Below are 26,244 nucleotides of genomic sequence, written 5' to 3' on the forward strand. Positions count from 1 at the left end.
GCCTTGGATTTTCATTCTAAATTTATTCGACGGAGAGAGGAACTAGGCTCTCTCTTATGCGTAGGGATCGATCCCGATATCTCTAAACTCCCGCCTTCATTGGAAGGACATTATGAAAAACTGTTCTTGTTCTCTCGGGAAATCGTTGATGCCACTGCGGACTTCGCAGTCGCGTACAAACCGAATATCGCTTTTTTCGAAGCATTCGGTTCCCAAGGAATCGCCCAGTTCGAAAAACTGATCCGACACATTAAAATTCATTATCCGGGAATTCCGATCGTTGCGGATGCGAAGCGTGGAGATTTGGATAATACCGCTAGGCAATATGCGAAATTCTTTTTCAAAGAATTGGGAGTAGATTCTTTAACTTTATCCCCGTACATGGGCGCAGATACCATTCAACCGTTTCTGGAAGACTCTTCCAAGTTGGTATTTCTACTCTGCTTGACTTCCAATCCGGACTCGTCTCAGCTTCAGAAAAAAACCTTTTCCGAAACGGGAAGAACTTTGTATAAAGAAGTCGCAGCGTTAAGCGAAACATTTTCCACAAGAAACGTGGGCCTGGTCGTGGGTGCGACTCATCCGAGCGAATTGGGCGAGCTTAGGACCTTGCATCCGGATCGGATGTTTCTGATTCCCGGATACGGAGCTCAAGGCGCTTCTTTGGAGGATGTGATCGCGGTCTGCGGGGAAGATTCGCTTATTAATTCTTCTCGAAGTATTATTTTCGCGTCTTCCGGACCCGATTTTGCGGAAGCCGCTCGAAAGTCGGCCGAATCTATCACCATTCAGATGAAGAAACTTCTTTCTTTTTAACTTCGCTTTTCGCGATAAACGGAAATAGGCCCGATCGAGTTTAATAGATGTATAAAATTTTAATATAGATTCTTATGCTTTAATCGCAACGGACTTTATACGATCGGATGGACTTTGATTTTTTGCAGATAGGTACCGAGTTACTTGTTCGATTCGGCGGGCCTGGATTGATGTTGATTTCTTTTGCGGCAGCGACTCTTTTGCCGTTCAGTTCCGAAGCGGCTTTGGCTGTGGCAATCCTTTCAGGAATGTCTCCGGAACAGGCTGTTTTTTGGGCCTCCATCGGAAATTGTAGTGCCTGCTGCTTTAATTACGGATTAGGTTATTGGTTTCGTAACGGAGTGGAGATTAAAATAGCGAAATCCAAGACGTACTCCCACTGGGCAGCGGTAATGAAAAGGCGGGGAATTCCCGTTTTATTTCTGTCCTTCTTGCCGATTATCGGCGATCCAATTACTGTTTTGAGCGGTTTCCTTCATCAACGACTCGCCATTTTTGTTCCCTTAGTATTCTCTCTTCGAATTTTAAGATATGTCGTTCTTGCTTTCGGGTTTTTGTCTCAGGGTTGAACGTTCGATTATTCGGTTTGAGAAGCCTTAGTTGCCTCTAACTTTTTTCTCTCAGGCATCGAAGTTATTTTTTTTTCCGACAAGGAAGCCATCTCGATCCGTCTATAAGGAAATATTTTTCGGAGAATTACTTGAAGCAATCTGCTCCCAGGAAAAGGACCACTTCTAGAACGTCTTTCCAGCGTTCAAAGACCGGCAGTTCGAAACCGAAGTTGGCCATAATTGGAAGCGGAGTCGCCGGATTGGGTTGCGCTCATTTTTTGAAAGATGAGTTTCGGCTCACAATATTCGAAAAGGGGGATTATATAGGAGGCCATTCGAATACCGTTATGGTGGACGAAGACGGGAACTCGATACCGATTGATACCGGTTTTATAGTTTTTAATCACGTTACGTATCCGAACTTGAAACGCTTATTCGAGGATCTTAATGTTCCGACGAAAAAAACGAGCATGTCTTTTAGTGTGCAACACGTACCCGAGAAGTTGGAATTTTGCGGATCTGGATTGAACGGGTTGTTCGCTCAGCGAAAGAATTTAATCAATTTTCGTTTTCTTCGCTTATTGTTAAACATTAATCGATTCAATTTGGAGGCCCCCGCGATTCTGGACGATCCGAAATACATGGATTATTCCCTGGATCGATACATTCGCGAAGAGGGATATCATCCCGATATACTACGATACTATTTGGTTCCTATGAGTTCGGCAGTCTGGTCCACACCGCAGGAAAGGATGCTGGAGTTCCCCGCGTATTCGTTAGTCAGATTCTTTCTCAATCACGGATTTCTCGGATTGAATACGCAGCATCAATGGTATACGGTCGACGGGGGATCGAAGGAATATGTAAAGCGATTAACGGCACCGATTAAAGAAGCTTTCAGATTAGAAACACCCGTACTCGGTGTGGAACCCGCAACAGGAGGAAAAGTAAAGGTCTCTCTCAAAGGTGGAAAAACGGAAATCTTCGATAAAGTGATTTTAGCATCCCATGGGGATACTTCTTTAAAGTTGCTCAAGAAACCCACCTCGCTTCAGAAAGAACTTCTTTCCCAATTTTCATATCAAAAGAATATTGCGACTCTCCACACCGACGATTCCGTAATGCCCAAAACGAAATCTACTTGGTCGTCCTGGAATTATAGGATGGATAGAGTCGATGGATCGATATGTCCTCATACGATTTACTGGATGAACAGTTTGCAGGAAGTATCTAAAAAAAAGAACTATTACGTATCGATTGGCGATCCGGGTAAAGTAATTCCAAAAAAGATCATTCGGGAAATAGAATACGAACACCCCTTATTTCACGTAGGATCGCTGAAAGCACAACAGAGGCTTTCGACATTGAACGAAGACGGCCCTATCTACTTTTGCGGGAGTTATTTTAGATACGGGTTTCACGAAGACGCTTTTTGGTCCGCCAAGATCTTGTCAGAGACTTTACTAGGCAGGAAGATATGGGCTTGAATTCCAAAATAATCGAAGCAAAAGTGATGCACGATCGCCGTATTCCAAAGCGAAACCGTTTTCGTTACGGAATTTTTACCTTTCAGATCGACTTGGACGAATTAGATTTGCTGAATCAGTCGTTTCGGCTCATAGGGAGAAATAACCGACGCCTCTTCGCGTTTCGGGATGCCGATCATATGGATTTTGGAAAGGCGGGAATTAAGGAGAATTTTTTAGAGTACGTAAGTCGGGCAGGGGTCAAAGAGAAGGTAGGCAGAGTCACGCTAGTCACGAATCTGCGAATTCTAGGCTATACGTTTAATCCGGTTTCGTTTTACTTTGCGGAAGATGAATTCGGTCGACCGCTTTGTAGCGTTGCGGAAGTAGGAAATACTTTCGGAGAAATGAAACATTACTTTTTGGGAAAGGAAACTCTGGATGCCCGAGGTTTCCGGAGACAAGAAGGAAAGTTTTTTTACGTTTCCCCGTTCATAAGTCTTGACTCCGTTTTCGATTTTCGACTCAATCCGCCGGCGGATGATCGATTGAACATTCGGATCGATGCTCTCGAAAAAGGCGAGACCATAATGATGACGACCTATACCGGAAAGGCAAGGAGATTGACCGACCTAGGATTACTTTGGATGTTTTTCAAATATCCGTTCGTTACGTTTAAGGTAATAAGTTTGATTCACTGGCAGGCGCTCAAACTTTACTTAAACAAAATTCCGTTCATTCGAAAAAATGAAAACATCGATCTGCAGATAGGAGTTCATCTTGGAAAGCGATAATTTCGTTAAGGTTGAACCTTTGGAATCCGGCGCCTCGTTCGGCGTAGAGGGATACGGATTTTATAGAAGGATTTTTTTTGGAGCTTTATCCGGAATGAATAAAGGATCCCTTCGAATTCTATTCCCGAACGGAGGACAGACTTATCTCGGAGATCCGAATTCGACCGTTTCTTCAGAATTCCATCATGCGTTGATCCAGGTAAAAAATCCCGTGTTCTTTAAAAAGCTGGTTCTTTACGGAGATATTGGATTGGCGGAATCCTATATGGACGGCGATTGGGATACTGATGATATTCGAGCGATTATCTGCTGGTTTCTTCTAAACATCGATAGTACTCCCTCCATTAGCGGTTCTAATAAGAGTTTTTTTCATTTAACGTTGATGAATATAGGAAATAGGCTCCTTCATCTTTTTAGGGCCAATTCCCTCCGCGGTAGTAAAAAAAATATCCTGGAACACTATGACCTCGGAAATGATTTCTATAAGAAATTTCTGGATTCTACGATGACGTATTCCTGTGCCTATTTTAAGGAATCTGGAATGACATTGGCCGACGCTCAAACAGCCAAAATCAAGCGACTTTGTAAAAAATTGAGGCTGGAGCCTAACGACCATATTCTGGAAATTGGAACCGGATGGGCAGAATTTTCGACATATGTGGCTAAGAATTACGGATGCAGAGTGACTTCTTACACGATTTCCGAGGAACAGTTCAAGTTTGCGACTGAGAAAATTCGATCCATGGGACTTGAAGATAAAATCGAAGTTATACTAAAAGACTATCGACTTGTGGAAGGCACCTACGATAAGATTGTCACTGTGGAAATGCTTGAAGCTGTCGGACACGAATACTTTGAGGACTTTTTTTCGATGTGCAATAGGGTTTTAAAAAAAGACGGTTTGATGGTTCACCAAATCATTACCTGTCCCGATTCCCGCTATGAATCCTTCCGTAAAGGAATCGATTTTATACAAAAGCATATCTTCCCGGGTTCTTTGATCCCTTCGATTGCCAGAATCAATCAAGCGATTAATCGCACTAGCGATATGTTTCTCCATGAAATAGAAGATATCGGAAGAAACTATGATCGCACTCTTTTATCTTGGTTGCAGAGTTTTGAAAGTAATCTTTTGGGAATTCGTGAATTGGGCCACGATGAAACTTTTATTCGAAAGTGGAGATACTATTTCTCATATTGTGCGGCAGCATTTCATATGCGTAATATCAGTGTTGTACAAGCGGTATACACTAGACCGAACAATCTCAAGCTAAATCGCGCGTGACTGAATCCGAACTTCCAAAGTCCCGGCAAAAGACGTCCTTCGTACAAAAAACGAAGGACGTTATTATAAAAGAACTTAAAACGGGGACAACTCCCGAGAAAATAGCATTGTCCTTGGCGTTAGGGGCCGGGATAGGCGTGTTCCCTCTGATCGGGACCACTATGGCACTTTGTGCCTTACTGGGTTTTCTCCTAAGGTTAAACCCGGTTTCCGTTCAAATTGCAAATTATCTAATGTATCCTTTCCAGATACTTTTCTTGATTCCGTTTCTTGAATTGGGAGCGCGAATCTCCGGCAAAGAGTTGGATTTGGGTTGGGCTTATAGATTTGTTGACGGAGATGCTTCTCAACTATGGGAAGGTTTATCTGATTCCGCGATTTATGCCGTAGTCGGTTGGGGCTCGGTCGTGCCTCTACTCGCTATCACTTCGTACTTCGTTCTTTTGCCGATCGTAAAAAAAATCAATCAGCTCGTTCGTAAAGATTCCGCGAAAAGTTGAACGGACAGGAGAATTTTGTGTACGAAAATGCCTTATTCTTAATATTCACTGCCTGGGCAGTTGTGATTGCTCTGATGAGTTTTCTTTGGCTACTCGGGAAAGCGCTTCGCAATTATTCGATCGTAGATATGGGTTGGGGACTTTGCATTTCCACCGCCGCAATTATTTATTTTGTGCTTGGAGACGGGTATCCGGTGCGGAAAGCAATTTTTGCGTTCATGGCTACCGTATGGGGTTGGAGACTTTCTTATTTTATATTAGTTACGCGCGTTCTTACCGGCCATGAGGATCGGAGATATACCGCTTTCAGAACGGAATATGGAGAGAAGGTCGATCGGAAATTTTTTACGAACGTTTTTCAATTTCAGGGAGCCCTAGGGACCGCTCTTAGTCTTCCTTTCATTTTCCCGGCCTTAAACGCTTCTATGACAATCCATCCTTTGGAAATTTTCGGACTAGGGTTTTTTGCGGTTAGTGTATTGGGAGAATCGATTGCGGATTCTCAATTGGCCGACTTCAAGCTGAATCCATTAAATCGAGGGAAGGTTTGCGACACCGGACTTTGGAAGTATAGCAGACATCCCAATTATTTTTTCGAATGGTTGGTTTGGGTATCTTTCGGGTTAGTTTCCCTTGCATCTCCTTGGGGCTGGATCGGTTTATTATCTCCTATAGTCATGTTCCTGCTGCTGACTCAAGTTACCGGAATTCCTTTAAACGAAGAAGGGCAATTGAAATCGAAGGGTCATGCGTACCGGGAATACCAGGAAAAAACCAGCTCCTTCTTTCCTTGGTTCCCCAAGAAGTAAAAATAAGTTTGCGGGGAGGTGTCGATTTATTTTATGCGGGAACTCCTACATGTCGTTCGATCATCATTACATGCAGAAGGAATTAACGAATGAACTTCCTATATGACTTAATGGAGCGGGACGTATTTCCGGACTGGTTGATTCGGTTTCGAATTCGCCAGCTTTTGCGATTACGATTACGCCAAGAGAATCGAGGGACTTTCGAAAAGAATCAAGAACATTTAATGGAATATATTCGGACTCTTAAAACTTCTCCGATAGCGGTTCATACGAAATCGGCTAACGAACAACATTACGAAGTTCCTGCCGATTTTTTTAAGTTAGTCATGGGAAAGCATATGAAATACAGTTCGGGATATTGGGTGTCTCCGACTGTGGGAATCGACGAGTCGGAGCGGACGATGCTTCAGTTGACCTGTGACCGCGCTGATTTATCGGACGGAATGAGCGTTTTAGATTTAGGTTGCGGATGGGGATCACTTTCTCTTTACATTGCCGAGAAATATCCGAAATGCAAAGTCACAGGGGTTTCTAATTCCAAAAGCCAAAAGATCTTCATCGACGGAGAGGCCAAGAAGAAAGGATTGAGCAACCTTACGATTTTGACTATGGATATGAATGTATTTAAGACTTCCATAAAGTTCGATCGTATCCTTTCCGTCGAAATGCTCGAACATATGAAAAACTACGAAGTCTTGTTTGAGAGATTGGCCGGATTTCTAAAACCTAAAGGATTATTCTTCGTACATATATTCACTCATAAGGACTATGCGTATCCTTTCGAGGTTGTGGATGATACCGATTGGATGGCGAAATATTTTTTTACGGGCGGCCAAATGCCGTCTCATAATCTGCTTTTACATTTCCAAAAGGATTTCTTGATAGAGGATCAATGGGTTGTTAACGGAACTCATTACGGGCTTACATCGGAAGCCTGGTTGTCCAATATGTATTTACATCGGAATGAGATACTCCGTATTTTAGGCGATACCTACGGCTCCGATCAAGCCGTTAAGTGGTTCGTTTACTGGAAAGTGTTCTTTATGGCCTGTGCGGAATTATGGAAATATCGAGGAGGCGAAGAATGGATCGTCTCCCATTATCTATTCAAGAAAGCTTAATTTTCTCATACTGTTTCAGTTTAAGCGCTCTTTTGATTCGATCAGGCTTTCATACCTGTGTATAGGAAGAAAATCAAATCTTTCGTTATCTTCCTTGCTTTACGCAATTCTACCGAGCGAAACATGACTTGCTTTCCCGATAAAAGTACCGCGATTCCATGCACCATGGTCCAGGCTGCGATGGCGGATTTTTCGACGTTAGGCGTTTTGATGATCCCGGCCGTTTCGCAAGCTTGGATGATCTCTACGATGATCTTAAAGGAATCATCCTCCATCTTGACGAGAGATTCGTATTTTAAATGACTTTCGATCTGATTCCCATACATGATTCTAAACAAATCCTGATGCTCCAGGGCGAATTCTACGTAGGAAACTCCAGCCTCTCTAAAAAGTAAGAGCGGATTTGTTCGGTATCTCCACTGAATTTTTCGCTGACGCTCTGAAAGTAATTTAAAACCTTCTTCCGCGATATCGGCGTAAAGGGATTCTAGATCGCTATAATGCCTATAGGGAGCGGATTGGCTGACTCCGGCGAGCATCGCAGCCTTACGGAGACTTAGCGCTTTATAGCCTTCTTCTTTTAGAATGCGGATCGAGGCGTCCAAAAGAGCACGTTTTAGATCGCCGTGGTGATAAGAATTTTTGTCGGGTGCGTTTTTCATGTTGACATCTATTACATTGTTGACAAGTATTACATTTGTTCAGTCAATGTAATAACTGTTAACATTGAAGAACGAGAGGGTTTTGTCAATGGAAATCGAAAATTCTGAAAATCAATACGACGTTATTTTTATCGGCTCCGGAATGGGAAGTCTGACGGCAGCGAGTCTTTTAACCCAGTTTTCCGGTAAGAAAGTCCTCATTTTGGAAAAGCATTTTCAGCCCGGCGGGTTTACTCACGAATTTCAAAGGAAACAGGGAAAATTCCATTGGGATGTAGGAATTCATTACGTGGGAGATATGCACGAAGAGGGCCTGTGCAGAAAGCTTTCGGATAAGATTACTAAAAATGGAGTTCATTGGCATCGGATGCCAGAGCCCTTCGAGAGATTGGTGTTTCCGTCTAGAACGTTCGACATTTACGGTGATCCGGCAAAATTTAAGGACGACTTGATTCGACAGTTTCCGGAGGAGCAGGAAGCGATCGAGCGTTACCTGAAAGATATCAAGAAAACTTCCGCCTTATTCGGTAAATCGCTTATGTTGCGATTATCTCCTCCGTCAATAGAATCCTTTTCCGACTTATTGGGAGATCCGGCGATCACGACATTGAAAGAGTATTTCGACGCTAATTTCAAAAACGAAGAACTGAAGGGAATTTTAGCCGCTCAGTGGGGAGACCATGGACTTCCACCTTCGAAGGTCGCCTTTGCCATGCACGCTTCATTAGTGCAACATTATATAAACGGCGGATACTATCCCGTCGGGGGCGCAGGAAAAATTTTCGATGCGATCGAACCTATCGTTAAGGCTGGCGGCGGTGACGTCTTGTCCTCTGTGGAAGTTCGGGAAATTTTGATTCGGGACGGTAAGGCGATCGGGGTGAAGACCAAAGCGCTGCGGGGGGAGGGGCTGGAGAGGGATTTTTTTGCGCCGGTTGTAATTTCCTGTGCCGGAGCATATCCTACTTATACAAAACTGATTCCTGAATCGTTTCCGATTTCGTTTCGGAAAAAACTAAAGGATTTTTACGATCGGGAGAAGATGACGACGAGTCTTTGTTTGTATTTAGGGCTTTCCGATAGCCCCGCAAAGTTAGGATTTAAAGGGGAGAACTACTGGATTTTTTCGTCCCCCGATCACGATAAGAATTTCTCCGAAAGGAACGATTGGATCAATAGGTCTGGAGAAATTCCGAATTTGTACGTTTCTTTTCCAAGTCTGAAAAATCCTGAAGCAAAAAGCCATACTGCTGATGTGATTACTTTCACCGATTATGAAAATTTCGCGGAGTGGAAATCTCTTCCTTGGAAGAAACGAGGAGAGGACTATAAGATTCTAAAAGAAAAAATTACGAATCGAATCTTATCCACGATAGAATCCAAGTTTCCGGGGTTTTCAAAGCTAGTGGAATTTTCAGAGTTATCCACTCCTATCACAAACGAGCATTTTACCTCTCATCCTGACGGCGCAATCTACGGACTTGCCTGCGTCGCGGAAAGATATGATAAGGAAAAATGTCCTTGGTTCGACGTTCGTACTCCGGTCTCCGGCCTTTTTCTTACGGGAGCGGATGCCGGATCTCCTGGAATTGCAGGGGCGATGATGGCTGGGCTCGCGGCGGCAACTGCAGTCATAGGGAGCAACTCTCTGCTAAAAGAACTTCGAAATTAAAGAAAGAATGTCCAACTCGATTTTAGGTCGGGCATTCCTAATAGTTCAATTTTAGGATGCGAATTTCTTTTTCTTCGAATCGAAGAGTTTCCTTGATTTGCTGGAATCGTTCCGCCGAGAAGGGGGAGTCCGGGTTTTTAAGTTCCGCCTTTAATTTTACGATTTCATCATATAGATCGGTGAGTTCGATGACGTTTCCTTTCGCTTCCTTCGAATATAGGACTCGAAACATTTGTCCGATACGGGAAGGAATATCTGAATTGACGATTTCGGGAACGCTCACGTCGTCGATATGGCGAAACATCCAAGTTTGCAAATAGATCGCCAAGAGCCGCTCCATACGCAGAACATCCTCTTTCGTGTTTCTCGGAACAATACCTTTAAAGAATCTATAACGTTTGCGTAAATATTTTCCGGCGTTTAAAACATCAACGGATTCTACTTTGATTTTATCCCATTCTTCTTTGATGATAGGAAAATATTCGGAGCCGAAATACGGCTCTCCGATTTCGCAAATATGAACGGCGCCGGGATCGAAGCATTTCATTCTTAATCGAAAACTGTCCCAGTCCCCTGAAACTAAATTTACTGGGCCTTGGGATTGTAAGGGCTCTAACGCTTGATTAATTTCCCGAATGAAATTGCTTTTCAGTTGGTCCGACGGATCGGCCAATAGAAAGAAATTATAGTCGGACGTGAGCGTCTCGTCGCCTCTTTGTCTCGAACCGTAGAAGATCAGTTCGAACGGCTTAAGCGAAGATACACTTGAGAGATTTTCCTTAATTCTTTCCATGTCCTTTTCTCATTCGAAAAACAACCGCATTCTAGAAAGGTTCTCTAAAATCGCCTTGTAAGCCTTGTCCCTCGCTTCCGCATCGCCGAAGGGTAGGGACTTAACGTGGTTAAAGTCGTGATAAGTAATCTCGATCGAGTTACCTGCCACGTTTTTTTTTATGGAGGAAATAAAGTCCAAATTGATGACTTCAGTATCCCCTAATTTTAACCACATTTTCCTTCGAATCCCGGGGCGAACACCCCTTGCACGGATAGGGTAGTTGCCGGAACGGATTCGGTCAAGAAAATACGAATTAGCGACCGCATAGAACGTAAATCCCGATCTTTATCCCCGTCGAAGACGCATCGTCCGCCCGTAAGTTTGCCCGTTACGGAAGCGCCTGCATTATTGCGGCTTCGGACCGGCTTCAAGACGGGAAAAACCTCATTTCACAATATCATAGCAGGAAAATCGTTATATCTTAGGAAAATCGGTAGGAACTTCTACTAATTTCCGTGTCGAAGTTCCTACAAACTAGATCCAAACCGTTGCGTGTAACGATATCTCGGTTCGAATTATGACAAAAGTGAACTTAGTTTAAAAGGCTCGAATTCCCCGACTTACAAAATCATGGAATTCCTTACCTAGCTCGAGGCTGGTCAGGCCCTTTTTATTTTCGACCTCAGTCTCAAAGACGATGATAAAATTGCCTCTTTGCCATTCCCAGCGAACATAGCAGAGTTCCGGAGAGGATTTATGAAAACACCCCGAGAATACGGTCGACCGAGTGTCTTCCTTCATGGGGAAATACTGGAACTGACGTCCGTTCATTTTTGCCTGCTCCGATTCGGGAACCAGCTGGCGAAAATCGTTCGCATTATCTTCCGTATAGGAGGAGGCGCGGAATCGATCAAAGTTGGAATTCACATCGGCGACTTTGCAGTCATAATAGAGTCCTCGAGCAAATAAACGTCCCGAGTCCAACAAAACGGCGTTCCCCTGGGTAGTGTAAACAACGTCGTAGTTTAAGCGAAGCATCGAGGGATTTTCGACGACAGAGGCTTTCCCCTCGGTCATAGCAGTTTTACAATCGGAGCAGAGTAGGAGAGCCGTGAAAAAACTAATAGCCGATCTCATACAGATCTCCTCGATAATTTCTAAATACGTAAGAGGAAGGTTTCGTTTCTTCCAGATAGTCCGTAGGTAGCGGAACTTTTCCGCCGCCGCCCGTAAGGTCGACCACATATAATGGGATGCAAAGGCCGCTGATTCTTCCGCGGATAGACTTCATCAGTTCCACACCTCGCGAGATCGGTACTCGAAAATGAGAAGAGCCGTACACCTCGTCACAATGATGTAAATAATAAGGTTTGATTCCGGCGGCCGTCAGTCCATAGAACAAATCCGTAAGCGTTTCGACCGAATCGTTAATTCCTTTCAAGAGAACCGCTTGGTTCAGAACTACGACTGCACCCTCCTTAATCAGACGTCCGACTCTTTCTATCGCGGTTGGAGTAAGTTCCTTAGGATGATTAAAATGCGTAACTAGGAAAATCGGAAAATGTTTACGTAGGACCGAACAAAGTTCTTCCGTAATTCGCATCGGTAAGGTGACCGGATAGCGAGTGTGAATTCTTACTTGGTTGATATGCGAAATCGATTTTAATTCGCCCAATAGATAATCGAGTTTAGAATCGGAGAGATTTAGCGGATCTCCACCTGAAAGAATGACTTCTCTAATTTCGGTATGTGCTCGGAAGTAATTCAACGCTTCCTGCCAATCTTCCAAACTCGGAGTCTCCATTGAACGAGACACTTTTCTTTTTCGAGTGCAAAAACGACAGTAAACCGCGCATACATGGGAAAGATACCAGAGCGCCCGATCCGGATATCGATGAGTGACTCCTCGCACCGGCATATGTGATTCTTCTGCGAGAGGATCGATTCGATCCCAAATTCGCGGAGTTAGCTCTTCCTTTCGAGGAACGATTTGCAGACGGATCGGACAGAGCGGATCCGACGGATCCGCGAGCTTCAAATAATACGGAGTCGCGGAAAAAGAAAAAAGCTCGCTACAGTCCAGTAACGATTCTTTTTCCAGGTCGGTAAGCTCTAAATATTCGCTTAACCCGTCCTCGTCCTTGATCCTGTGCTGGATTTGCCATTTCCAATCCCACCAATTAGTTTCGTCGATGAGATAAGGCTGATTGCTTACGGAGTAAGATCCCAGATTTTTGCTCCTCACGTTCTTGTATTAACGAAGAGCCAAGGGCGTCAACTGAAGTATCCAAACAAAAAAATCGGAAACCCTGTGGTTTCCGATAGAGGTTTTTTATTTTTATAAACCTCGGGGAGATGTGCTCATCGATTTAGGTTGGAGACTTAGGAGAAGGATGAGCGGGTTCCCGCTTTCTATATATAACAACGGAATTTTTGCCCGAAACCGTTGAGAATTCTCCCGGGAACAACCTCCCAGAGGGACTTACAGAACTGACTGTCCTATTCAGGCCGGGGGAGGAAGGAAAAGATAACGGTAGGATAGAGTATGGCGTATGAGAATCGGCTCATGGATACGAGAACCGTAATCCGAACGATGGTCAGCCCCGTACAGAAATTGAGAACGTGTTCCGAAAACCAACCCCTTATCATCTTCTCCGGAAGAAAGATAAGTATGATGTTGCGAAACAAGTTCAGTATATTCTCGGACTTTGATTTTTTTCTGGAATACGCGAGCCTTTCCTCCCGCGGAATCCTGTCCCAAAATATCGGAAACGAAGATTACGGAAAGAAACGTAGCCAGAAATAAAATGCCGAATCGTTTCATAAGCCTTCAGCAAGTATAGACGATATAAAAATGCTTAGGCAACCTTTTTCCGGCAAAAAAAAGCTGAAAAATGAAAGTTGGGGCAAAAAAGAGAAAATTAATTCTTCCGCAAATCGATTTTCTACTATGTTCGGGCTACCTGCATTAATCGAATTTCATACTCGGAATTTTCCAATATGACGGTCACGAAAATGAAATAGTTTTGATTTTCTCTTTATTAGTTATTTGTGCACTGCCAATTGCCCGGAATCCAATCGTGTTTTTATCCACCCTATTGAATTTGCTGCGATTGAATTTCTTCATCAAATCGCAACGGCAGGGGACAAGCATTTGAAAATAATCGATGGTTTTCTAATATCGTTTCGGAATAGATTTGAGATCGACCGATCTCTCTCAGCGCATATAAAAATTATGAATGACTCCGAGCGTGATGAACGCGGACTACTTAAGTTTTGCAGATCTCTCGGAACGCATCCGGAAATATTTTTCAAGGCTATGAGCAATTTTAACCCGGCAACCAAGGCATTGATTGGATTTTAAGTCGGCAAATATCAGATTTAAAGGAAAGAATTTCACCCTATTTCGTCGATACCAGGGGCGTTCTTTTTCCTTGACACCCCACCTTCCGGCTCCGATATAGAAGGAGCGCAATCCTTTTTTTAGGTCGTTTATGAACTTAGGCATTACCGAAGTTAAGAAGGGCATGGTCCTTAAAGTAGAGGGCGAACTCTACACAGTTATCAAGAGCGAATTCGTCAATCCCGGTAAGGGATCCGCTTTTATCCGCACAAAATTAAAAAATTTGGTCCGCAACAGTTCCATAGAACGGACGTTCAAGGCGGCAGAGAAATTGGAATCCGTAGAACTCGAAAAACGGCAGATGACAATTTGCTATTCCGAGGGGGATGATATAATCTTTATGGATACGAACGATTTCGAGCAAATCCCGGTCTCAAAGGAATACCTAGAAGATATTCTTCCATATTTGAAGGAAGAAACTCCGATGGAAGTTTCCTTTTATGAAGGAAAACCGATAGGCGTAATTCCTCCGAACTTTGCAATTTTACAAGTAACCTATGCTGAAGAAGGTCTTAAAGGGGACACTTCCGGCACGGCATTAAAGCGAGTTACAGTGGAAACTGGCGGTGAAATTAACGTTCCGATTTTTGTAAAGCAAGGCGACGTTGTTAAGATAGATCTTCGCGACTTATCTTATGTGGAAAGAGTCAATAAATAAGTAGGAGATTCCTCTCCTATACGGCATACTTGGATCCCGATATCGGTTTAAATAGAAAACCGGGTTCGGATCTTCCCCGACGGGTGCGGGGTCCGTTTTCGGTCGGGAGCTTTTTTAGGGAAAAGTACGACACCCAAGGAGAATGAGTTATGGCGACTATCGTCCAGAAACCCGGGTTACCGGAAATCAAAGACAATTCGGAAGTAAAATCCTTCCTCGAAAAACGCGGAATCGAATACGATCATTGGCATGTGCCTGCGTCTTCCGACAACTTAACCGATAAGGAAGTTCTTTCCGACGACGAGAAAGAAACACTTCTTAAAAACTTGGATAATCGCTTTCAAACGTTAAAGGAAGAAGAGGGGTACCAATCCAGAGATCTAATCGTGCTTCATCCGCAGGTACCCGGCTTATCCGAGATGTTAGCTAAGTTCGATAAGGTTCATTATCATACTGATGCCGAAGTCCGTTATATCGTGGATGGTTCCGGGATATTCGGCTTTTCTCTGAATGGAGAAAAGTTTCTCGTAAAGGTTGAGAAGAACGATTTCATTTCCGTACCGAAAAATACGAATCATTGGTTTACTCTCGATGAAAAGAAAAGAATCAAAGCGGTTCGCTACTTCCAGGATATGAGCGGCTGGGTTCCCAACTATGTGGAAGAAACCACGGTTCTTGCCTAACTAGAATGTCCATTAAGAAAGAACTCTCCCGACTGGCCAAGTCGGGAGTTCTGTACCATTCGAAGGGTTGGATGCCCGGAACAGCGGGAAATCTTTCCCTTCGCGATTTGAAGAAGCCCGATGTTTTTTGGGTGAGTGGAAGCGGTTTGGATAAAAACCTTTTGAGCAAAAAGGATTTTTTACCCGTCAACATTGAAACTGGAAAAGTGATCGAAGGATGGAAAGGACGGGAAGGATTGAAACCTTCGGCGGAAACTTCCATCCATCGGGCGGTTTATAAAGCCTATCCGGAAATCGGATGTTCCCTACATGTGCATACTCTCGAATCTAATCTAATTCGATCGGGAGTCAATAGGGAGTCCCAGGTGCAGGAGTGGAATTTACCTTCTTTAGAAATTATTAAAGCATTCGGAATTTGGGATGAAAGCCCTCAGGTCTTTGCGCCGATTATTTATAATTTTCCGGTGGTCCAGGAAATATCGGACACCCTGCAAGCATACCTAGAAGAGAAGAAACCTAGAGTTCCGTTCTGTATCATTGAAAATCACGGCATAACGGTTTGGGGAAAGGATCTGACCCAGGCGAATCGGCATTTGGAAGCTGCCGATTTCATACTGAAAGTTCAAACGCTTTCTCGATGACCTAAAATGTCTAAGAAAATATTAGTTGCAGGAGCGGGGACCGGCGTCGGGCGCGCTCTATTAGAAAAACTACATACTCTTTCGGATGTGGAAGCGATCGGAATTTCCCGTAGGGGGATTCCCATCGTCCAAACCTTAAAGGCGGGTGTCAATTATGCCTGCGATCTCACCGATGCAAAAAGCCTTTCGAATTTTTGCCATACTTTGAGACTCCATTGGAACCGTCTGGATGCGCTATACTTCACTTTCGGAGACGGACTATTTCGATCTATCGAAACCGTTTCTTTGGAGGATTGGGAAAAGCATCTTGCACTCAATTTAACGGCACCTTACTTGTTGACTAAGGAATTATCCTCCCTCTTTGGCAAAGGCTCTCTACTTTGTTACTTGTCTTCTACAGCCGGTCGCCAAGGATTCCCGCATTCCTCGGCATACTGCGCGTCTAAGCATGGGATTGCGGGCTTTGCAAAGGCCATTCGAGAAGAATGGCAGACTAGGGAAGTCCGTGTCAGCATCGTCTATGCGGGCGCTATTGATACGCCTGTTTGGGATGGTAGAGACGAATTCGATCGAAGGGATATGGTTCCTGTTACGGATGCTGCGGATTTTCTGGCGAGTCTCTCGTTTCAGCCGACTACGTTCAATTTGGATGAGATCGTTTTTTTGCCTCCCAAAGGAATTTTATAATTTTTTAATATATTTTCTTTGTCTCATGCTTTTTCAAACGGCAGCAATACGTGAAAGACCGTTTTACCGGGATTCGATTCGAACCAAATTTTGCCCTGATGTTTCTCGACGATCCGTCTGGCGATATCCAAACCCAGCCCCGATCCTTCGCCCAGGGCTTTCGTGGTAAAGAAAACCTCGAACACTTTGTCCTTGGTTTCGATAGGAATTCCAGGACCGTTATCTTCGATCGATATCAGGACTTCGTTCCCGTCCACATGAGCTCGAATGGATAATTTCCCCTTATAGTTCATGGCTTGAACCGAGTTCATAATCAGATTCGTCCAAAGATGCATCAAATCATCCGGAAACCCTAGAAAGGAAGGAACATCTTTCAGGTCTGTGGAAACTTCGACCCCATGTTTGAATAAATTTTGATAGAGAGTCAAAACCGTATCCACATTATCCTTTAAAGAAAAGATTCGTTTGCGCTGGGAAGATTCGAAATGGGCAAAGCTTCGAAGAGCATAAACGATTTTTGAAGAACGTTCCACTGCCGTTCGAATCGTAGCCACGCTTTGCTCGGGTCCTAGTAAATTCAAAAAGAAAGGAAGCAGATCCCGTGTCTTTGTTTCGGTCACTAGAGGAAGGAATTCTTTCCAATTGGAAATGATTCCGTGGTCTACAAACAATTCGGCGGTTTCGTCCGGCAGTAACGAGTTGTCGGCATTCATTTCTTCCTTCAGTTGAGCGAGTACTCTCCTTCGTTCCAATCCGATCGTCATTTCTTTGGAATCGATTCCCCGCCGGATAAACTCCTCGAAAAGATTCCATTCTTTGTCGGTAAGTTTTGCCAACCTGTCCAGTTCGGTTCGGATTCCGCTCCTAATTTTACCGAGGTGCGAAAGAATATTATGCCCGGCAGCGTGGATGGCTCCGATCGGATTATTGATTTCGTGAGCGATTCCGGCTGCAAGTTGCCCCAAATCCGCCAACTTAGAAGTTTGAATGAGTTGTGATTGAGTCCGTTTTAAATTCAGAAGTGCTTCTTCGAGTTCCTTCTTTTGCAGCTCGATGATGGCGTTTTTATCGGAAATTTCTTCGTTTGCTTGTTGTAGAGTATGAATTCGTCCTTCCGCTTCCTCCAAGCCGGTTACGTCCGCACCGGTCGAAATAACATAAAGCAATTTCCCTTCTCGGTCCCGCACTTCTTTATGCTCCCAAACGGTGTACTTTGACTTTCCGTCTCTCCGCTTCAGATGAATATTGGTTCGATTCGGAAACCGCTTAGGGCCGAACCTCTTGTTAAATATTCGAAAAACCCGATTCTTATCGTCCGGAAAAAGAACCACTTCCCAAAACGATTTTCCTTCCAATTGCGAAAGATCGTATCCGGTCACTTCCTGACAGGCTTTATTGACCAAGATCAATCGTCCTTCTCCGTCTAGAACCAGAAAAAGTATTTTAGTGGAATCTAATATACTTTGTAGAATATCCCGTCTTTCGGAAATCTTTTTCTCTTCCAAGGCGCGCTCGGTAATATCCCGCAGCGTAACGATTCGAAAAATGGAATTGAATTCTCCGAGCGGTTTGATCGATACGTCGTAGTACCCGATCGGCATTAATCCCGGTCGTTTCCATTCGGTCGTAGTTCGTTGACGCATCGCGCAATCATTGAGCGTATCGACTAGATCCGGAAGAAATTGGGAAAGTTTGGTATCGCTGCGAAGGCGAGGAGTTCCAAGCAGATTGAGAGCGGCTTGATTGCAATCTATGATGTAATTTTCACGATTTAAAACAAAAACCGCATCTTGAATCCACTCAAAGACTTGGTTCCTGGCCAAGGGGATCAAGTCCAGAATCCGAAAGTAAAAAAGACCGTAAACCCAGATTAAGCAAGAGATGCTAGCGGCTAAAGGAAAAATGTCGAGCTTAGGATGGACAAACGGGACGAATTTTGCCACCGTCATGATTTGGCCGACAAACGGAATGCTGAGCGCGATTAAAAAAACAAGACTCCGGATTCGATGAAACCCTCTTTGAAAGATTGTACCTGCAAGAAGAGCAAACAAACAGAGTGAGAATATGACCAGGAAATTATAGACATAAACGTTCATCCAGGGGCCATATTCGTAAACTAGGGCTCTCCAGGGCCCAGTATCATCAAAGTAGAAAGAAGTTCGAATCCATTCCGGCTTTCCTAACCAAATGACCGTCTCTATGGAAATAGGAATGGCGGCAAAGAGTGCCACTGTAATCGGTTTGATGAATCTATCCAAATTCACGACTCTCATACAAAGAAACGGTAGAGCCGTAACGATAATGTCCGGCCCTAAGAATTGAAAATTATCCCAAAATAGAATATTATCCGATCGAATGCAAACCATTTCCCAAAAATAACCGAAACTATAGAGAAGCATTCCGAATGAAACGACGGTAAATTCTCTCGAGCCGGATGTATTCCGATTTCGAATAGAGAGATATAAAGTTAGGAAAGAAAGCGAGAAACTGAGAACGGGAAGTAATGCATAGGGTGTCCAACGAAACCATTCCGACATTTGATTTCCGACATCCATGCGTATTTTTAGCGAGATCCTTTCAGTGGCGATTCTGTCGGAAAAGAATTTCCTAATGGCATACGATTTTACGATACAAATTTTTGTGCATGATGGATTTCAAAATGAATTTCTTAAGCGTTCGATTCTTATGAATTCATCGTTTTTCGAAACAATTGTAAGACAGTCATTCCGCCCGACATATTAGCAAATGCGGAGAAGCCTCCCATCATGGCTCCACTCAAACCGGGGGATGCCGCATCTGCCCCCGTTAATGTCAAATTTTCGACGGGAGTTTTGGGTGAAAACCAGGGGGATTTGGACTCTCTAAATCGATCGGGTACGCAAGGCAAACCGTAGATGGTTCCCTTTCGATGTAAGGTAAAATGCTCCGTGGTAATCGGAGTGGAAAGTTCGGTATATTCCACCAAATCCTTAAATCCTTTGTATTTCTCTTCCACGTAATCCAGAAGACGGCGAATCATCTCTGCTTTTTTGGCCTTATAGACCTCGTTTCGTTCTTTCCAAGGTTGGTCTTTCCATAATTCGAAAGCCTTGTAATCGCAGAAGGCGATGATCTCCGCAGTGTGAGCGTGAGCTTCCGGATCCTTTAATGAAGGGAAGGACAAATAGACACCCGGGATTTTCCCTCCTTCCGTCCATTTATATCCTTCAGAAAAATTCTTATCGTGATCGTACGAAGAATAGATCCAGTGATTTTCTCCTTTAAAGCCGAGTTTTCTCGGATCTTCCTTTAAACCTAAATAGAGAGTCACGTTTGCCGTCAGCGGATATACTTTCGAGAAGGATTCCAGTTCTTGGCGATAGGGGAGCTCCACTGAAGTCGGTAAAAGATTTATGAAAGTATTATATGCTCCGGCGTCGGAAACGATTTGGGGAGCGTAATACGTTTCTTCGATTTCCTTTCCTTCTTCCTCCGTTTTCCTTTTGTTGAGGACTCTGACTCCGATCGCTTTTCCTTTCTCGACGAGTATTTCCTTCACTTCCCGGGATAACGCAATTTTGCCTCCGTGAGCTTTTAGAATATCTTGGACCGCTTGCGCGATCTGTCCGGAGCCGCCTATCGGATAAAAGCCGCCTTTTAAATAATGAGCGACGATAAGAGCGTGAATGGCAAAGGAGCTTATTTTGGGAGGGAGGCCGTAATCTCCCCATTGAGAGCAAAGGACCGCCTGGAGCTTTTGGTTTTGAAAGTTTTTATCCAAATATTCTCCGGTGGTCACTAAAGCCGATGAAGAGCCGATCAGATCTAGAGCGGCACCGAAAGTGTCCAGAAAGGGAGGTAAGGCTTTGAGCATCATGTGACGTCCGTGCCAAGATGCCACCTTTTTGATATCTTGAAAATATCGTCCGATAGCCTCCTTCTCATCCGGAAAAGAGTCTATTAAATCTTTTTCATATACCTTCGGATCGTTCTTAACGCTAAACGTAAAATCCGGATACACAAACTTCTCAAAAATATCCGGCATTGCCGCCCAATGGACCTTACCCGCCGTGACTAAATCGAAAACCTTCCTGAGAGCTGAGTCGGGTTGCATATCGCCTACATAATGAATTCCGACATCCCAAAGAAATTTTCCTTCTCGTTTGAAAACGTGAGTGAAGCCTCCGGCTTTGAAATGTTGCTCCAAAAGCAGAACTTTCTTATTGGAAAACTGAGCTAGAAGAGACCCCGTGGTCAATCCTCCCATGCCGGAGCCGATGATAATAACGTCGTATTCGCGATTTTCCATATATTCTTTCTTTCTTTGCTAGCCTAGGCGATAGAATCGCGCATCACAGAATTCAAACCGATTCTTAAGAAAAATCCAATCTAAAAAAGAGGAAAAAATCGTTTGTGAGGTCTATGATTTACCTCAATCAAGTGTCCGTTTTCATTTAGCGAGAACATAGTAAGCCCGATCGGGCTAGGATTTATAGAGAGATTCTTGTAAGACTTTCGTATTGTCGCGTCTTAGTGCAAATCACGATTTTTGCAAGTAACCTCTGAAAGGAGGAACTCCGCTGTTCTTTCCGTCTTTTAATTCGACTGAATTTAATTTTCGACTCCCTCGGTCGGCCTCGGGAGCGAAAACTTCTAACCAAAGTCCATTGTTTCGATCTCGAAATTACCGCCGGGAATTCTTCTCATGACTTGCTCGAGGATTTGTCGCCCATTTTAGATTCGCTTGTCCTCTCCCGTTAAAAGAATCCACTCATCTTACTTTTTGTGAAAAGGAAGAAGTCGGTCTGAAGAAAAACGGTCATTACTCGAGTAATATGGCGAAATCTTGTAAGAGATTCTTCCGAACTGAGAACCTGAAGAAATTTCCAACGTTATGTGATCTTTTTTGAGCCATTCCGACATATATTCGACAAATCTACTTGACCGAATTGTCCATTTACGTTTTTTTTTGAGCCTTCCGGGACCCAAAGGGCGAAGCTATGAAAATCGCGTTTTTTATAATATACTATACAAATTTTTAGTATTTTCTATTCATTGCCCATGACGCCAAAAGTCAAGATTCTTCTGGATTGGATTGATGGGAGGGCTTTTTTCAGAATTCGGATGCTTCAATTCGATTCTAGGATATTTGATTTTTTTAAAAAACTTCCGAATGCGAAATGGGCTCGAAATTCGAGAGAGTGGTTGGTCCCTCGATCCGATGCGCATTTATCCGAATTTCTTTTTTCTGCCGGGAGATTTGTGGAGGCAGATCCTGATATCTTACTTCTTCCCTTGAAAACCGAACTGCTGAGGAGAAATTACAGTAGGAAAACCGAAAAGGCCTACTTTCTGTACAACCGAGCCTTTTTAAAAGCTTCAGGAAAGCATCCTTACTATGTGGAAGATTCTGATCTAATCGGATATTTGGATAATATTCATTATAGGCGCAGACTTTCCTCTGTCACGGTTCGTTCCATTCTACAGGCTTTGAAATTTTACTATAATTCGGTTCTCGGAAGGCAATTTCTTCTCTCTTATTCTATTCCGAAGCGCGAAAGGAAAATTCCGGAGGCTCTAACTAAGGATGAAGTCTTCAAGATCTTGAATATTCCGCTAAATGCTAAACATAGGCTTCTTTTATCCTTATGTTATGGAGCAGGTTTACGTGTAAGCGAGTTAGTTTCTATCCGGGGAATTGACATAGATTGGAAAAAGAATCAGATTCGAATACGGCAAGGAAAAGGAAAGAAGGATAGGTTTACGATTCTGCCTAAATTTTGTAAGGAAGAACTAAGAAAAAGCGTTAATCGTTCCGGAGAGAATTCTTGGGTGTTTCAAGGCCAATCGGGGAATTCACATCTTCATGTTAGAACTGCCGAACGTGTTTTCGAATCTTCGCGCGATAAGGCTCTTATCAAGAAGGATGTTTCAATTCATGATCTTCGGCATGCTTTTGCGATTCATTTGCTTGAATCGGGAACTTCAATAAAAATTATTCAGAAATTACTTGGGCATATTTCGGTTCGTACTACCGAGATTTATGCCCGGATCACCGACCCTACGCTACTGATGGTTCAAAGTCCGCTGGACGCTTTACATTCGGCAGAGATTTAGACCATAGTAATATACACACAAAGTAAAATCAGAATTTCACCTCCCATTTATGAAAGAAATCTCCTAAATGGGATATTCAAATGGATTCGATGAGCTCTTTATAACTCGGGGATTTTGCCCGTAACGATATCTCTGAACACCAAGGCTAGCAATGCGATTTATCCGACACGCCGGAGATGTGCACCTTATACGAAGATTCGCAGGTGTACCCCTTTGACGAAACAGCAGAAGGCGACGGGGGTTGTATTTTTATCCAACGCTACAGAGATTTTGAGTTAGCCGAACATCCTGGCAAAATTCTATTGTTGTGAAAAATTTATTAGAACTTAACAAATTACTAAAAGAAAAGGATGGGACTCTCACCCACGTTCAGAGCACCTTCGTGCTGATTAGATTTGGTATTGCTCCTTATGGACCAGCCTACAAAATACATTTCAAAGGCAAGATAGACTTTACTGTTCGGCGAGCTGTTAAGGTAAAAAGAATTGATTTTTATGATGAACATTTAATAAACCTTGAGAGGCGCGAGGAATGCTTTGAGTTATATTTTATAGCCGATGATAGAGAATCTTTTATTTCACTTCGGAATCATTTTGATGATTGTGTATATAAAATATTTGGAGGCTGTCGATCTCCAGATTATTTTTTGAATACATATCTTAGAGAAATCCAAGTAAAAAATGAGGGAGCAGTTTCAGGGCTATTATGCAGTGCGCCTAAATCTATTATAGATTTACTAGAAATGAGATTCGATCCCCGAGTTAAACTTTCTAAAATCTCAATTGGAAAAAGGGAGCCAGTGGGAATAGTTGCTTTCTTAGATGAAATGTTTGTTTGGGCTAGAGAATTTCGCATAGAAAAAACAGAGTAGTGCGCCAGGACGTCGGCTAACTACGGCTGGGCCACTTCGCTTCGGGCTTGCTTCGCAACCCTCGCTCCGGCCTCCGGCAAATCCAGCTTTGTCACTTCGTTTGCATGCGCAAACTCGCGCCAAGTGCTTCGCACGCGCTGGACTTCGGCCAGCCTCTTTCGTTAGACGACATTGGCATAAAAATATGACGCAAGAAGAATTAGTAAAAATTGCACCATTGATTAATGCGAGTATTGCTTGGCTTGCATTGATTGTTAGCTCATTTACCCTTTATCAAACATTTTTGCGCAAATTCGATCCTCGGGTCTTCGTGAGTCCAAATTTAAAAATAAAATTTAAAGAAAGCGAAGCTACGCCCAATAAACATATTATAGATTTTGTTTGTTGCGACATTTCGATTAGTAATTCGAAGAATGCTTATGGGGTCATCGATGCAATTTTGCTTCGGATATATTCTTCAAAAGCACTTAGCCCATTTAGTATAACATTATTTGGATCTGAATTGGCAAATTTGGATGAAAAAGAATATAATCGCTTTGTTCCTATAGTTCTCGCGCCAAAATCCTTTTTAAGTAAAGTGATTAAATTTAGTACAACTTCTGAAAATGTAACGAATGCAGCGCAATTGAAAAAAGGATCTTTCTATTATTTTGAAATATATTATAAACTTGAAAAACGTAAAAAGCTAAAATTAGCACGGAGAATTTTTGTCTATGATAAGACATTTCATAGGTCAGAGTCTGATCTTGCTGAATTCATTGCATTTGATTATAAATCTGAGCAAAGCAATATTATTAGATTTTTACCTCCTTTTAAAAGTGAACCATTTAACTCAGTATCCGGCGAAGAGCTTTATTATTTATTAGCTCGTGCTAAATGTCTATTCCGTTTTCCACTTCTATTATTAAATGATTTACTTGCGAGTTTTAAAAAACTTATATTGAGTTTATGCTTCGGATTCTATAACTACATTTTAAGATTTCCTCTAATTAGAAAAGCTTCTAAGAGAGGGCCTGCAGTCGTTAAATCGGAAATGATCGTATCCGATAAGTATACAATTGAATCCTTTAATGTAATGAAAAAGGAATTAGATAGATTAATTAAAAAGGTTAACAAAAAACTCCCTAAAGACCAAAGAATTGTATGTAAAGATGAAGGGAGATCTGTAGAAATTTCGCGAAATGAGCGTACAGCTTATTTTCAGATAGATTATGTTCACCAAATTCATTTAAAAGGTGAGAGTAGTTCTGGATACGAGTTATCACAAATATTTTCATATCAAATTAATAGGCTCAGGATCAAATACTGGGTTACGAATGGCCGCTTTATTTCAAAGCGAGCAGTTGCTTATGAAATATTAGATTCTATTTTATTTTGATGCCAACGTCGTCTAACTAAAAATTGTCGCGGCGCTGCGGGATCGCTTCGCGACCCTTGCTTGGGCTTCGCCAAATTCCGCTTTGTCACGCGCCTTGCAGAGCAAGTCACGCGCCAAGTCCTTCGGACGCGCGGAACTTCGACAATTATATTTCGTTAGGCGAAATAGTCAAAGACCTTATTGAATAATGCATATGAGATTAAGAAGAATAATTATACTTTTATTAGTGTTTTCCGGAATAGTTTGCGATCGGAATAACAAAGACGGAAAATATTCCGTTAAAAACCTTTACGTTAAATCTGAATCGGGAATTAAATTAAGAAAGGATCCGAGCTTAATTGGAACTGTAATTGAAGTAATTCCCAAAGATACAATGGTTATTATTTTCGGAGAGGAAAACGATGAAGTCGAAATTGATAAACTTAAAGGTAAATGGTTAAAAGCACGTTTTTATGAAAAAGAAGGCTGGGTATTTTCAGGATATTTGAGTGAATCGCCTAGTCTGGAAATACTTAAAAAGTATGAAATAGGAAGTTATTTTTCACTTTCTAGGCCGGTAAAAATTTTTTCCAGTCCTGATATTAATAGTTCAATTGTATTCGATAGTTCTACAAATCCGAAGCTTTTGAAAGTGTTACCTCAAGCAGTTGTTATATCTGATGTCCCTGGACGCTGGGCAGAAGTTATTCAGAAGAGGGGGAAAATTGATTATAAAGGCTGGATTTTTCATCCGAACTTGGTTACCGATGAAGAAGCCTACAACCTTTATTCCATAACGATAGTAACTATGATAGAATCAACTACTGGTGATTTCATCAGACCTGAAATATATTATTCTGCTAATAATTATACAGTCATTTCGCTCAATCCTACAAATAGTAATACATGTAATAGCTATGGATCTTCCGATTGTATAAATTTAATATTTCACAAAGGCAGCAAGATCTATACAGATTATAAAAAGCCATCCCTTGGCCTGTTCGGTAGAATTGTCGGAGATTATGCTTTCTTTTCATTCGAATTAGGCGAAGGAGATAATTGTGGTTATTTCTATGAAGTAACAACTTCTGCCGTTAACCTTAAAAGTTCTGCAGTTTATCGTGCCGTTAAAAGCATTAATGCACAGTGTAAACAATGCAAAAATGACCCTAACATCGAATGTCCTAAAGATCAATTAGAGACATCAGAAAATACAAAGTATTATGACGAATCAGGAAGGGAATTGAAAAAAGAAGAAATTCCTGAAGGGATTCGCTAGTTGATTTGACTACTTCGCCTAACTACGGCTCGGCCGCTTCGCTTCGGGCTCACTTCGTGACCCTCGCTCGGCCTTCGGCAAATCCAGCTTTGTCACTACGCTTGCATGCGCAAGCTCG

Annotated in this window: 25 protein-coding genes; 17 read left to right on the top strand and 8 right to left on the bottom strand. The window is 42.7% G+C overall.

The annotated features are described in order from the left end of the window. Nucleotides 1-3 precede the first annotated feature (3 nt). The 8 genes from pyrF to LEP1GSC050_RS05265 all read left to right on the top strand — a co-directional run bounded on the left by pyrF (nt 4) and on the right by LEP1GSC050_RS05265 (nt 7,342). Nucleotides 4-816, top strand: a complete 813-nt coding sequence (pyrF, locus tag LEP1GSC050_RS05230) for an orotidine-5'-phosphate decarboxylase (protein WP_010568256.1) — start codon at nt 4-6, stop codon at nt 814-816. 107 nt (nt 817-923) lie between these two features. Then, nucleotides 924-1,385, top strand: a complete 462-nt coding sequence (locus LEP1GSC050_RS05235; RefSeq protein ID WP_010568255.1) for a YqaA family protein — start codon at nt 924-926, stop codon at nt 1,383-1,385. A 131-nt stretch (nt 1,386-1,516) separates the two neighbouring features. After that, nucleotides 1,517-2,854: an NAD(P)/FAD-dependent oxidoreductase gene (locus tag LEP1GSC050_RS05240; protein ID WP_010568254.1), complete on the top strand. Its 1,338-nt coding sequence runs from the start codon at nt 1,517-1,519 to the stop codon at nt 2,852-2,854. Continuing rightward, complete coding sequence (locus LEP1GSC050_RS05245; protein ID WP_010568253.1) at nt 2,845-3,627, top strand: DUF1365 domain-containing protein; 783 nt, start codon at nt 2,845-2,847, stop codon at nt 3,625-3,627. The genes LEP1GSC050_RS05240 and LEP1GSC050_RS05245 overlap by 10 nt, the downstream gene beginning before the upstream one ends. Beyond that, complete coding sequence (locus tag LEP1GSC050_RS05250; RefSeq protein WP_010568252.1) at nt 3,614-4,912, top strand: SAM-dependent methyltransferase; 1,299 nt, start codon at nt 3,614-3,616, stop codon at nt 4,910-4,912. Before LEP1GSC050_RS05245 ends, LEP1GSC050_RS05250 begins: the two co-directional genes overlap by 14 nt. Next, nucleotides 4,909-5,412 (top strand): DUF2062 domain-containing protein, encoded by a 504-nt coding sequence (locus LEP1GSC050_RS05255; protein WP_010568251.1) that lies wholly within the window; start codon nt 4,909-4,911, stop codon nt 5,410-5,412. The genes LEP1GSC050_RS05250 and LEP1GSC050_RS05255 overlap by 4 nt, the downstream gene beginning before the upstream one ends. A gap of 17 nt (nt 5,413-5,429) precedes the next feature. Further along, nucleotides 5,430-6,221, top strand: coding sequence for a DUF1295 domain-containing protein (locus tag LEP1GSC050_RS05260; RefSeq protein WP_020987122.1), 792 nt, complete (start codon nt 5,430-5,432; stop codon nt 6,219-6,221). Nucleotides 6,222-6,310: 89 nt separating this feature from the next. Next, on the top strand, nt 6,311-7,342 hold the full coding sequence (locus tag LEP1GSC050_RS05265; RefSeq protein WP_010568249.1) for an SAM-dependent methyltransferase: 1,032 nt from the start codon (nt 6,311-6,313) through the stop codon (nt 7,340-7,342). A gap of 41 nt (nt 7,343-7,383) precedes the next feature. On the opposite strand, the gene LEP1GSC050_RS05270 is transcribed toward LEP1GSC050_RS05265, so the two are convergent. Beyond that, a complete protein-coding gene (locus LEP1GSC050_RS05270; protein ID WP_010568248.1) occupies nt 7,384-8,004 on the bottom strand; it encodes a TetR/AcrR family transcriptional regulator in 621 nt (206 codons plus the stop codon). A gap of 88 nt (nt 8,005-8,092) precedes the next feature. On the opposite strand from LEP1GSC050_RS05270, the gene LEP1GSC050_RS05275 reads away from it, so the two are divergent. After that, a complete protein-coding gene (locus LEP1GSC050_RS05275; RefSeq protein ID WP_010568247.1) occupies nt 8,093-9,676 on the top strand; it encodes a phytoene desaturase family protein in 1,584 nt (527 codons plus the stop codon). Between the two features lie 37 nt (nt 9,677-9,713). Here LEP1GSC050_RS05275 and LEP1GSC050_RS05280 read toward each other — a convergent pair whose 3' ends face one another. From LEP1GSC050_RS05280 to LEP1GSC050_RS05305, 5 genes are all read right to left on the bottom strand, one after another. Next, nucleotides 9,714-10,469, bottom strand: a complete 756-nt coding sequence (locus tag LEP1GSC050_RS05280) for a hypothetical protein (protein WP_010568246.1) — start codon at nt 10,467-10,469, stop codon at nt 9,714-9,716. Nucleotides 10,470-10,478: 9 nt separating this feature from the next. Then, nucleotides 10,479-10,685 (bottom strand): hypothetical protein, encoded by a 207-nt coding sequence (locus LEP1GSC050_RS05285; RefSeq protein ID WP_016551434.1) that lies wholly within the window; start codon nt 10,683-10,685, stop codon nt 10,479-10,481. Between the two features lie 363 nt (nt 10,686-11,048). Next, entirely contained in the window at nt 11,049-11,588 is a 540-nt protein-coding gene (locus LEP1GSC050_RS05295; RefSeq protein ID WP_010568244.1) for a hypothetical protein, read from the bottom strand. Next, nucleotides 11,572-12,681: a KamA family radical SAM protein gene (locus tag LEP1GSC050_RS05300; RefSeq protein WP_051184855.1), complete on the bottom strand. Its 1,110-nt coding sequence runs from the start codon at nt 12,679-12,681 to the stop codon at nt 11,572-11,574. The genes LEP1GSC050_RS05295 and LEP1GSC050_RS05300 overlap by 17 nt, the downstream gene beginning before the upstream one ends. 273 nt (nt 12,682-12,954) lie before the next feature. Next, on the bottom strand, nt 12,955-13,275 hold the full coding sequence (locus tag LEP1GSC050_RS05305) for a hypothetical protein (RefSeq protein WP_010568242.1): 321 nt from the start codon (nt 13,273-13,275) through the stop codon (nt 12,955-12,957). Nucleotides 13,276-13,945: 670 nt separating this feature from the next. Here LEP1GSC050_RS05305 and efp point away from each other — a divergent pair. From efp to LEP1GSC050_RS05330, 4 genes are all read left to right on the top strand, one after another. Next, complete coding sequence (gene efp, locus LEP1GSC050_RS05315) at nt 13,946-14,512, top strand: elongation factor P (RefSeq protein ID WP_020988893.1); 567 nt, start codon at nt 13,946-13,948, stop codon at nt 14,510-14,512. A gap of 149 nt (nt 14,513-14,661) precedes the next feature. Continuing rightward, nucleotides 14,662-15,195, top strand: a complete 534-nt coding sequence (locus tag LEP1GSC050_RS05320; protein WP_010568240.1) for a 1,2-dihydroxy-3-keto-5-methylthiopentene dioxygenase — start codon at nt 14,662-14,664, stop codon at nt 15,193-15,195. A 5-nt stretch (nt 15,196-15,200) separates the two neighbouring features. Next, on the top strand, nt 15,201-15,836 hold the full coding sequence (mtnB, locus tag LEP1GSC050_RS05325) for a methylthioribulose 1-phosphate dehydratase (protein ID WP_010568239.1): 636 nt from the start codon (nt 15,201-15,203) through the stop codon (nt 15,834-15,836). 6 nt (nt 15,837-15,842) lie between these two features. Then, nucleotides 15,843-16,523: an SDR family oxidoreductase gene (locus LEP1GSC050_RS05330; protein ID WP_010568238.1), complete on the top strand. Its 681-nt coding sequence runs from the start codon at nt 15,843-15,845 to the stop codon at nt 16,521-16,523. A 23-nt stretch (nt 16,524-16,546) separates the two neighbouring features. Here LEP1GSC050_RS05330 and LEP1GSC050_RS21195 read toward each other — a convergent pair whose 3' ends face one another. Together LEP1GSC050_RS21195 and LEP1GSC050_RS05340 are read right to left on the bottom strand one after the other, a co-directional pair. Next, entirely contained in the window at nt 16,547-19,060 is a 2,514-nt protein-coding gene (locus LEP1GSC050_RS21195) for a histidine kinase N-terminal 7TM domain-containing protein (RefSeq protein WP_010568237.1), read from the bottom strand. Between the two features lie 146 nt (nt 19,061-19,206). After that, nucleotides 19,207-20,811 (bottom strand): phytoene desaturase family protein, encoded by a 1,605-nt coding sequence (locus tag LEP1GSC050_RS05340; RefSeq protein WP_010568236.1) that lies wholly within the window; start codon nt 20,809-20,811, stop codon nt 19,207-19,209. Between the two features lie 752 nt (nt 20,812-21,563). Between LEP1GSC050_RS05340 and LEP1GSC050_RS05345 the strand changes: the two genes are divergently transcribed. From LEP1GSC050_RS05345 to LEP1GSC050_RS05360, 4 genes are all read left to right on the top strand, one after another. After that, nucleotides 21,564-22,619, top strand: a complete 1,056-nt coding sequence (locus LEP1GSC050_RS05345; protein ID WP_010568235.1) for a tyrosine-type recombinase/integrase — start codon at nt 21,564-21,566, stop codon at nt 22,617-22,619. 307 nt (nt 22,620-22,926) lie between these two features. Then, nucleotides 22,927-23,490: a hypothetical protein gene (locus tag LEP1GSC050_RS05350; RefSeq protein WP_010568234.1), complete on the top strand. Its 564-nt coding sequence runs from the start codon at nt 22,927-22,929 to the stop codon at nt 23,488-23,490. Between the two features lie 184 nt (nt 23,491-23,674). Then, the gene (locus LEP1GSC050_RS05355; protein WP_010568233.1) at nt 23,675-24,868 is read left to right on the top strand and encodes a hypothetical protein; all 1,194 of its coding nucleotides are present in this window, start codon (nt 23,675-23,677) and stop codon (nt 24,866-24,868) included. A 193-nt stretch (nt 24,869-25,061) separates the two neighbouring features. Further along, nucleotides 25,062-26,126, top strand: coding sequence for an SH3 domain-containing protein (locus LEP1GSC050_RS05360; protein WP_020987102.1), 1,065 nt, complete (start codon nt 25,062-25,064; stop codon nt 26,124-26,126). The last annotated feature ends 118 nt before the right edge of the window (nt 26,127-26,244 follow it).

The sequence above is a fragment of the Leptospira broomii serovar Hurstbridge str. 5399 genome, from assembly GCF_000243715.2.
Classification (GTDB): Bacteria; Spirochaetota; Leptospiria; order Leptospirales; family Leptospiraceae; genus Leptospira_B; species Leptospira_B broomii.